The organism is Dissulfurimicrobium sp., from assembly GCF_049968175.1.
GTDB lineage: Bacteria > Desulfobacterota > Dissulfuribacteria > Dissulfuribacterales > Sh68 > Dissulfurimicrobium > Dissulfurimicrobium hydrothermale.
In genome coordinates, this window is sequence record NZ_JBMFRG010000077.1 from 1 (window position 1) to 7,348 (window position 7,348).

General features: G+C 50.1%; 8 protein-coding genes and 1 pseudogene. 6 read left to right on the forward strand and 3 right to left on the reverse strand.

The features are described 5' to 3' along the window. From ACP5SG_RS08785 to ACP5SG_RS08810, 6 genes and pseudogenes are all read left to right on the forward strand, one after another. Positions 1–848, forward strand: an 848-nt coding sequence (locus tag ACP5SG_RS08785) for a DNA gyrase C-terminal beta-propeller domain-containing protein (RefSeq protein ID WP_428123640.1), incomplete at its 5' end; no start/stop codon positions are given. Further along, the gene (locus ACP5SG_RS08790; protein WP_237887977.1) at positions 845–1,873 is read left to right on the forward strand and encodes an NAD(P)H-dependent glycerol-3-phosphate dehydrogenase; all 1,029 of its coding nucleotides are present in this window, start codon (positions 845–847) and stop codon (positions 1,871–1,873) included. The genes ACP5SG_RS08785 and ACP5SG_RS08790, both read left to right, overlap by 4 nt. Positions 1,874–1,907: 34 nt before the next feature. Continuing rightward, positions 1,908–2,645, forward strand: a complete 738-nt coding sequence (locus ACP5SG_RS08795; RefSeq protein WP_237887979.1) for a UPF0280 family protein — start codon at positions 1,908–1,910, stop codon at positions 2,643–2,645. Positions 2,646–2,875: 230 nt separating this feature from the next. Next, on the forward strand, positions 2,876–3,022 hold the full coding sequence (locus tag ACP5SG_RS08800; RefSeq protein WP_428123644.1) for a hypothetical protein: 147 nt from the start codon (positions 2,876–2,878) through the stop codon (positions 3,020–3,022). Further along, positions 3,012–3,637, forward strand: a pseudogene (locus tag ACP5SG_RS08805) (hypothetical protein); the annotation flags it as partial. The gene ACP5SG_RS08800 and the pseudogene ACP5SG_RS08805, both read left to right, overlap by 11 nt. A gap of 81 nt (positions 3,638–3,718) precedes the next feature. After that, positions 3,719–4,492 (forward strand): MBL fold metallo-hydrolase, encoded by a 774-nt coding sequence (locus ACP5SG_RS08810; protein ID WP_237887986.1) that lies wholly within the window; start codon positions 3,719–3,721, stop codon positions 4,490–4,492. A gap of 42 nt (positions 4,493–4,534) precedes the next feature. Here ACP5SG_RS08810 and ACP5SG_RS08815 read toward each other — a convergent pair whose 3' ends face one another. The 3 genes from ACP5SG_RS08815 to ACP5SG_RS08825 all read right to left on the reverse strand — a co-directional run. After that, positions 4,535–6,013 (reverse strand): alpha,alpha-trehalose-phosphate synthase (UDP-forming), encoded by a 1,479-nt coding sequence (locus tag ACP5SG_RS08815; protein ID WP_237887988.1) that lies wholly within the window; start codon positions 6,011–6,013, stop codon positions 4,535–4,537. A 6-nt stretch (positions 6,014–6,019) separates the two neighbouring features. Continuing rightward, positions 6,020–6,820, reverse strand: a complete 801-nt coding sequence (gene otsB / locus ACP5SG_RS08820) for a trehalose-phosphatase (protein ID WP_428123651.1) — start codon at positions 6,818–6,820, stop codon at positions 6,020–6,022. Then, on the reverse strand, positions 6,817–7,348 hold a 532-nt coding region (locus ACP5SG_RS08825), incomplete at its 5' end, for a glycosyltransferase (RefSeq protein WP_428123659.1). The genes otsB and ACP5SG_RS08825, both read right to left, overlap by 4 nt.

A 7,348-nucleotide genomic window follows, 5' to 3' on the forward strand; every position in this document is an offset into this window, starting at 1 on the left:
TTGCCGGGGTATCCTCCAAACAAGATGACTTTGCCGAGCACCTTTTTGTTGCATCCACACATGATTATTTCCTGTGCTTCAGCAATCTGGGCCGCATATATTGGATAAAGGTCCATGAGATACCCGAAGGGTCCAGGGCCAGTCGCGGAAAGGCGCTTATCAATCTCTTACCCCTTGACCAAGGGCGAAACGAACGCATAGCTGCCGTCATACCCGTAAGGACATTTGAACCTGACCGTTTTGTAGTGATGGCTACGAAGAAGGGTTTGATAAAGAAGACCAGGCTTGATGAATTTTCAAGGCCCAGACCTTCCGGCATCATCGCCGCAGTGATAAATAAGGATGATGAGCTGATTGCGGCGGATATAACCGATGGAAAGGCGGATATCTTTCTTGGGACAAGGGAGGGGTTTTCCATAAGATTCCCCGAAAACGACGTGCGGCAGATGGGACGTACTGCGGCCGGCGTCAAAGGGATAGCCCTCAAGTATGGCGATCATGTCGTTGATATGGTTATCATTTCAGGTGGCCGCGGCACGCTTATGACCGTTACCGAAAACGGCTACGGTAAGCGTACAAGCATTGAAGAGTACAGGGTGCAGTCAAGGGGCGGCAAGGGTATTATAAATATAAAGACTACAGATAAAGTTGGAAGCGTTGTAAATGTCTTGATGGTTGATGATACAGACGAGCTCATGCTTGTTGGTACAAGCGGAAACATAATACGGATCAGGGCGTCTGATGTGCGTACGATAGGGCGCTCTACCCAGGGTGTGCGCCTCATCCAGCTTGCAGAGGGCGATAAACTTGCGGCTGTAGCCAAGCTTGCTGAACGGGAAGGGGAATGAAGAGGGTCGCCGTGATAGGTGCGGGCAGTTGGGGTACGGCCATCGCCGTGCTTCTGGCCGGGAAAGGGTTTGACGTGATGCTCTGGGCCAGGAATCCTCAACTTGCTGAGATCATGGCCAGGTTCAGAGAAAATCCTGATTATCTCCCAGGCATCAAGTTTCCTGATCCGCTATGCGTCGCATCTGATCTCTCAAACGCCTTGCTGAATAGGGACCTGCTTGTCTTTGCCGTACCGTCTCATGGCCTGAGGATGGTTGCAGAGGCTGTTTCCGATGTGTTTAAAGAGATCCCTATCCCGCGTCTCCCGAAGGCCGTTGTCTCTGCCGTAAAGGGCATAGAAAACGAGACGCTCCTTACAATGACCGGCGTTTTGACAGAGGTGTTCTGTTCAGCCTTTTACGGCAGGTTCGCTGTGCTTTCCGGGCCCAGTTTTGCAAAAGAGGTAGCTGCTTCTGTGCCTACCGCTATAACGCTTGCCTGCCGTGACAGACACCTTTGTAAGGCGCTCCAGAGCTTGTTTTCTACGGAGACCTTCAGGGTCTATACAAGCCAGGATGTGACTGGCGTGGAGCTTGGCGGCGCCCTTAAGAATGTGATGGCTATCGCCGTAGGCATCTCGGACGGTATGGGCTTCGGGGCAAATACAAGGGCCGCGCTCATCACAAGAGGACTTGCGGAGATGACCCGCCTAGGGGTGCGTCTCGGGGCGAATCCCTTGACATTCGCAGGGCTTGCTGGCCTTGGAGACCTGGTACTGACCTGTACTGGGGATCTGAGCAGGAACCGACAGGTCGGCTTGAAGTTAGGCCGCGGCATGTCTATAGATGTAATACTTGATGAGATGAAGATGGTGGCGGAAGGTGTGAGGTCCTCCCGCTCCGCCCATGCCCTGGCCGAAAAATATGATATCGAAATGCCTATTACTGCTCAGGTCTATAGTGTAATTTATAAAGGCAAAGACCCGCGAGATGCGGTAAGAGAACTCCTTTCAAGACCGCTCAATGAAGAATTGGGTGGCCTTTGATCCGGCCGGGCCGGCCGGTCGTCAATAAAAGTCTATGGGCGAGAGGCGTATCTATCGTGCATTCATGACGAGAGAAGGTCTTGTTTCCTTTGAGGTGCGTCATAAAGAGACAGATCTCCATATACAGACCGGAAAAGACCTATCCCGTGAAGTCTCGGGCTGGGTGATTGAGGCAAGACTTTTTATCGAGGAATACGGGGCAAGACATCCAGGTTTTTTTAAGAGCTATACGCCCGTTCCTGAAGACCCATTTGCCCCGCCTGTTGTCAAAGAGATGATTGCCGCCGCTAAAACGGCAGGGGTCGGTCCGATGGCGGCAGTTGCAGGTGCTGTGGCTGAATATGTCGGGGTGAGATGCGCTGATTTTACATCAGGAGAGGTTATCGTGGAAAATGGTGGCGATATCTTTATTTGCATAGATAGAAGGCCCCTTATTTCGGCTATCTGGGCCGGGAAGTCTCCATTGAGTGGAAGGATAGGGCTGAGGATAATGCCTGAAGCGACTCCGCTAGGGATTTGCACCTCATCCGGTACCGTTGGACATTCGAGGAGTTTTGGAACGGCCGATGCTGTGACCATACTGTCAAGATCAACGGCGCTCGCAGACGCTGCAGCGACGGCCGTTGGAAATATGGTAAAGACCGAGATGGATATAGATGCCGCCCTTGAATATATGGGCGGGATCGAAGGGGTCATGGGCGGAGTGATAATCAAGGGCACAAGACTTGGGGCATGGGGTGAGGTGGAGCTTGCACCAGTTTCAGCTTGTTAATGTTGATGGCGTTGCAAAAAGTCGCCGACTGCTGTATTGCGCTGCATCCGTCGTCACTGTGGCGTATAGGAAGTACGTCTCATTCCTCAGGATTTGCGTGCCTTGCATTTGACGATTTTTGTTTAGCCATTCCATCCCCTCTAATTATTTACCTATCAGGAGTTACGGTTTATTTTATGGCAGGTTGTTTTTGAGCAGGTTAAAAGAAGAGATCAGGATGGGGGTGTGGGATGACAATAAGACTGCATAATAATGCCAGGACAACGCCCATTATAAGAAAAGAGATCAGACAGTCAGGGCTTTCTGAACGCGCCTTGGCCAGACAGTATGGCATATCCCTCTATACCCCACAACCTGAGGGCTGTGCTCAGTCCTGAACAGGAGATAATAGCGGTTGAACTGAGAAAGACCCTTTTGCTTCCGCTGGATGACCTTCTGGTGCCTGTGCATGAGTTTATAAACTCCCATGTATCAAGATCCGGTCTTGATCGGTGTCTGAGGCGTTATGGCGTCTCCAATCTGTCTGAACTTAAAAAAGTATGACAGATGAAAATCAGCCGGAATCTGTTCGCGGCCATAGACCGCGTCACCAGATGGGTATATTTTGAGGTATTATCTGATCTGCCTGTGCGTTGCACGCAGACAGGTAAATCTGCCTCTTCATCCCTGTCTTTTATGAAGAGGCTTATAAAAAGGCGCCATTTAATATTAAAAAGGTACTTACTGATAATGGCAAGGAGTTTACTGACAGGTTTTCCTGTACTGGAGAAAGACAGCCTTCAGGAGGACATGAATTCGATAAGGTCTGTCTTGAAAACGGGATAGAGCATAGCCTGATAAGGCCGCGTCATCTACAGACCAATGGAATGGTTGAACGGTTCAATGGACGTATTGAGGAGATAATCTTACAGACGAGATTCAACTCAGCAAAAGAACTGAGGGACACCTTAAATCACTATCTCAGAATATATAATAATCAGATACTGCAAAAATCTGTATAATCTCACGAGAGGCGACAGATAGCCATCTCATATAATGACTTTTTACGAGATCATCAATGTTAAGGAGATTATATGATAGAACTTATTGTGCTTGGCTCAGGCACGTGTGTACCTTCCGCTAGGAGGGCCGGGCCGTCGGCTTGCCTCATGGCCAGCGGACAGACATTCCTGATTGACAGTGCAGCCGGGACGCTCAGGCAGCTGGCCAAGGCCGGTATACCGCACGATGCAATTGACACAGTCCTTTACACCCATTTTCATCCGGATCATGTGGGCGAGTTCGTCCCGTTTATCTTTGCCATGAAATATGCGCCTGGTTATAAAAGAACGGCCCCTGTCAAGATATTTGCTGCCCGTGGGTTTGAAAAGTTTTATGCAGCCATGAAAGAGGCCTTTGGGAAATGGGTTGAGCCCAAAGACGGACGTTTGATGGTTGAGGAGCTTCCATGCGAGATGTCGGCCGCTATTCAGCTGCCGCCCTTTGTCGTACGTTCCGCCCCTGTGGAGCACACCCCCCAGAGCCTTGCATACCGTATCGAGTGTCCTGATGGCAAGGTTGTTGTCTTTTCGGGCGATACCGATATATGCCATGGTATTGTAGAGCTCGCAAGCGGGGCGGATTTATTGGTGTGTGAATGTGCGGCACCTGAAGGGTTCAAGGTCGGGGGCCATCTCGTTCCGTCAGAGGCCGGGCGCATCGCCGCGGAAGCCGGTGTAAAGGCGCTCCTCCTTACGCATTTCTATCCTATCTGTGATGAACATGATATCATGGGTCCATGCAAGGCTGTCTACGACGGCGCCGTGATTCTGGCTGAAGACCTCATGCGTATCGTGATGGACTTTTAGTATGGCGGTTGGGATCGAAGACAGCACTAGGCGACCATATGGTCATGGAACCTTAGCTGCCAGGGAAGTGGTTTCCTTGTTTGTAGGTCTGCTTGAAGGGTGTTTGGAAAGTGCAGTTTCGAGATAATTCTTGACCCACCAGAAGATATCCCTTTTTTTTATTGATGCCCTCAGTTTTTTCATCCTGTCCATCTTTTCTTTTTCATCCATATAAAAGGCGCTGTGTATTGCATCCGATACCCCTTCGATATCATATGGGTTAACTATTAATGCCCACTGATGCAATTGGGATGCAGCGCCTGCGAACTCGCTCAAGATGAGTACGCCGCGGTTTGTATAATTGCAGGCACAATATTCCTTTGCAACCAGATTCATGCCATCCTTGAGCGGTGTTACCAGGGCGATGTCCGCCAATCTGTAATAGGAAAGGAGCTCGCATCGGTCCAGGTGCCGATACAAATAATGAATAGGGACCCACCCCGCCTTGGTGAATTCGCCATTGATTTCGCCAACCATACGTTCTATCCTCGCCTTGAGCAGGCCGTATTCGGGGATATTCTGTCTGCTTGGTACAACTACCTGGACTAGTGTGATCTTTCTATGCAGATCCGGATATCGCCTGAGGGCGTTGCGCATGGCTTCAAGCCGTTCGGGTATGCCCTTCGTGTAGTCCAGACGATCCACCCCCAGGATCACCTGGCACTCTGGCATCGCCTCTTTGAGGTATTGCACCCTTTCTTTGGTCTCGCGGGAGGCAGCATCCCTTGCAAAGGCCCCGAAGTCTATGCTGATGGGGAACGCACCGATCCTGACTTCCCTTCCCCCTACCGTCGTTATTGCAATATGGGCTTCCCAATCTATGTCTATATCAGGATAGAGCATGTGTATACAGTTTACAAAATTTCTTCTGTCTCTGGCGGTCTGAAAACCGATTATGTCATAGTTGAGCAAGGCTTTTAATATCTGACCCCTCCAGGGCAGTTTGATGAATATATCCACAGATGGAAAGGGGATGTGAAGGAAAAAACCTATTTTTCTTGATGCGTCGGCTTCTTTTAGTTTTTGGGCAGTCAATATCAGATGATAGTCATGGACCCAGACAAAATCATTCTCATCTGACAAGGCGGCGATCCTATCGGCGAATTTTTTATTTACCTCGATGTATCGGTACCAATATTCAGGTCTGAAATTGCACCTTGTCTGCAGATCGTGAAAAAGAGGCCAGATGATCTCATTCGAAAAGCCATAATAATAGTCTTTTATTTCATCGGCGGTAAGCGGCACTGTATGGAGATCAAAGCCTGAATCGGCCGAGGCCGTTTTGATGTGCTCCATAATTTCCTGATCTCCTATGCCCCCTGACCATCCTATCCATATACCTCCCTGATCCTTCAGTACAGGTGCGAGGGCCGTGACTAACCCGCCGCTCCCTGGCCTGATCTCCCAGCCGGCGGAGGTCTTCTTGATGGAAACCGGCAGGCGGTTGGAGACCACAACGAGTCTTTCCGGAGTGTTTGCCATATTTTTTCACCTCCTGCACATCTCTTCCCAGTACGATAAAAAATCGATCAATTCATCAGGCGGCGAGATCCAGAGATCGGCGGCCGTTTCCCTATATTTCCGTCTGACTAAAACCCCTAAGCCCTTTTCCTTGATGGCCTTGAATGCGTCTTCGTCGGTGAAATCATCCCCGAGATATGCAACAGCCGCATCCATACCGCCTTCTCTCAGAACGGCATTTACAGCCCTGCCCTTATCTGCGCCCCTGGTTCTGAATTCGATTCCTCCGTCGAATAAATGTGTCTCTAAATCGTCTTCCCGTTTATTATTCTTGATAAGTTCCAAATACTTGTCTTTTATCTCAAGAATGAGCCTCTTCGCATCATCCTCCTCCATCCCTCTTGTGTGAAAGGCGAGACAGCCTGGTTTCAGTTCTGTTTGGCTTTTGTATCCTTTTAAAAACAGCCAATTATAAAGATCGGTCACGAGTTGTTCGGTCTGTGGCGGAACGGGATTCCGCCCATATATTCCGTCTTTGTCCAGTCGTTCCATGCCGTGAGCCCCCCATATTTCAGGGAGCGGATGTATGTCTATGAGCGAGGCTATGTCGCTTACCGTCCTTCCGGTCACGAGGACTACCCGACATCTTGGAATGTCCATTATCCTTGTTAGTGCATCTTTAACGCCTGAGTACGGCATAGCCTTGTCCCTTTCCAGCCTGAAAGGTGCAAGGGTCCCGTCGTAATCCAGCATCAGGATGCGGTTGCCGCTCGATGCCAGGCGCCCCCAGAATGAATCGATTGATAGGCCATCGTTTAGCAATTTCATAACGTCATGTCTATCCTATCGCTAAGTCCGTTCATCAGACTGATCATCAATGTGAGATATTCCCTGACATGGCGGGTGATCAAAAAATTCTCATATACAAACCGATGAGCCTTTTCGCCCATCCTAGCCATTATGTCTCTATGAGATAGCAGGTAACGTATGCGGAGCGCCGCACCTTCTGGGGTTTTGACCCTAAAGCCTGTGTAGTGGTCCACTACCTGTAGTTTGATGCCACCGGTGTCTCCGGCCACAACGGGTTTCCCCTTCCACATGGCCTCTGTCACAGTGAGGCCGAAGCCTTCTTTCAGGGATTTCTGGATGATGATGTCGGCAGCCCTTTGAATGGCGTTTATGGTCCTGTGTGCATCGGGCGGAAGCAAGAGGATGTGTATGTTAGGGTCGCCGTTTGCGGCCTCCATCACCTCTTTGAACACTACTTCTCCCTCAGGGTCGTCTGTTGCACCACCCCCAGCCAGCACCAGCTGACAAGGCGTCATCTTGTGTACCTGTTTAAATGCCTGAATCACC

What these genes read in the sequence shown, in the direction of transcription:
- otsB (WP_428123651.1), bottom strand. Translation starts at nt 6,820, where the DNA reads ATGAAATTGCTAAACGATGGCCTATCAATCGATTCATTCTGGGGGCGC.
- ACP5SG_RS08800 (WP_428123644.1), top strand. Translation starts at nt 2,876, where the DNA reads ATGACAATAAGACTGCATAATAATGCCAGGACAACGCCCATTATAAGA.
- ACP5SG_RS08810 (WP_237887986.1), top strand. Translation starts at nt 3,719, where the DNA reads ATGATAGAACTTATTGTGCTTGGCTCAGGCACGTGTGTACCTTCCGCT.
- ACP5SG_RS08795 (WP_237887979.1), top strand. Translation starts at nt 1,908, where the DNA reads ATGGGCGAGAGGCGTATCTATCGTGCATTCATGACGAGAGAAGGTCTT.
- ACP5SG_RS08790 (WP_237887977.1), top strand. Translation starts at nt 845, where the DNA reads ATGAAGAGGGTCGCCGTGATAGGTGCGGGCAGTTGGGGTACGGCCATC.
- ACP5SG_RS08815 (WP_237887988.1), bottom strand. Translation starts at nt 6,013, where the DNA reads ATGGCAAACACTCCGGAAAGACTCGTTGTGGTCTCCAACCGCCTGCCG.